Origin of the sequence: Exiguobacterium sp. A1_3_1 (assembly GCF_048985645.1) — a bacterium.
Classification (GTDB): domain Bacteria; phylum Bacillota; class Bacilli; order Exiguobacteriales; family Exiguobacteriaceae; genus Exiguobacterium_A; species Exiguobacterium_A indicum.
On sequence record NZ_WBYY01000293.1, the window covers coordinates 1 to 1,616 of the forward strand.

Consider the following 1,616-nt stretch of genomic DNA (forward strand, 5'->3'; position numbering starts at 1 on the left):
TGGGCTCGGAGATGTGTATAAGAGACAGATGTTGAACCGCAAGCAGCGGAGACACAAGGACCGTTGACGATGACAGAGACACCTGACGGTTATCAATTGCCGTCGCTTGATTTGTTAGCAGAACCAACATCAAAAGACTTGTCCGGTGAGAACAAACTACTGAAGGACAATGCGACGAAATTGATTGCGACCTTAAAGTCGTTCGGGATCGGAGCAAAAGTTTTAAAGATTCATCTCGGACCTAGTGTCACGAAGTACGAGATTGAACCAAAACAAGGAATCAAGCTTAGTCGAATCACGGGACTCGCCGATGACTTAGCGCTAGCGTTAGCCGCAAAAGATATCCGGATCGAAGCACCGATTCCGGGTAAAGCGGCTGTTGGAATCGAGGTGCCGAATCGTGAAGTCGCCATGGTATCACTTCGAGAAGTACTAGGAGCGGAGAGCGTCCAATCGGACAGCGATCGTTTGCTCGTCGCACTCGGACGAAGCATTTCTGGTGAGACGGTGACAGCGAAGTTGAATAAGATGCCACACGTCTTAGTTGCCGGCTCAACCGGTTCGGGTAAATCGGTCTGTATCAATGGGATGATTGTCTCGATATTGATGCGGGCACGACCGGATGAAGTCCGCTTGATGATGATTGACCCGAAAATGGTCGAATTGAACGTCTACAACGGAATTCCGCACCTCTTAGCGCCCGTCGTCACCGATCCTAAAAAAGCGGCACAGGCATTAAAACAGGTCGTCTCGGAAATGGAACGCCGTTATGAAATCTTCAGTCAAAACGGAGCGCGCAACATCGAAGGCTACAATGCACTGATTGATAAGATGAACGCAGAGGAGAAAGTGCATCAACGATTACCGTACATCGTTGTCATCGTCGATGAGTTAGCTGACTTGATGATGGTCGCGTCAAACGAAGTCGAAGATGCGATCATGCGACTTGCACAAATGGCGCGAGCAGCAGGAATTCATATGGTCATTGCGACGCAGCGTCCGAGTGTTGACATCATCACCGGTGTCATCAAGGCGAATATCCCGTCGCGGATCGCATTCAGTGTATCGAGTGCGACTGACTCGCGGACGATTCTTGATACGGGAGGCGCTGATAAATTGCTCGGACGAGGAGATATGTTGTTACTTGGTAACGGCATGAACAAACCGGTCCGCGTACAAGGAGCCTTTTTATCGGACGAAGAAGTCGAGAAGGTCGTCAATCATGTCATCAGTCAGCAAAAGGCACAGTATGTTGAAGCGATGATTCCAAAAGATGTACCAGAGGGCGAAACAGAGGTCGACGATCCACTATACGATGAGGTCGTTCAGTTCATTCTGACACAAGAGACGGCATCAACGTCGATGATTCAACGAAAGTACCGCATCGGTTACAACCGAGCTGCCCGTCTTATTGATGCGTTAGAAGAAAACGGTCTGATTGGTCCATCTGAAGGATCTAAACCACGTCGCGTCATGGGACGTTAATCGAGTAGAAAGGAAGTCGTGGAATATTCCAAGGCTTCCTTTTCTTTTCTAGAAAAATGTATAGAGAAGACTCGGTATCTCGAAAAAAGAAAAGGCACATGAAAAAAAGACATGATGATTTTGTAAAAATA

At 48.0% G+C, this 1,616-nt stretch carries 1 pseudogene; it reads left to right on the top strand.

Annotated elements, in window-relative coordinates:
• Positions 1 to 21: 21 nt before the first annotated feature.
• A pseudogene (locus tag F8N00_RS17855) lies at positions 22 to 1,485 on the top strand (DNA translocase FtsK); the annotation flags it as partial.
• Positions 1,486 to 1,616 lie beyond the last annotated feature (131 nt).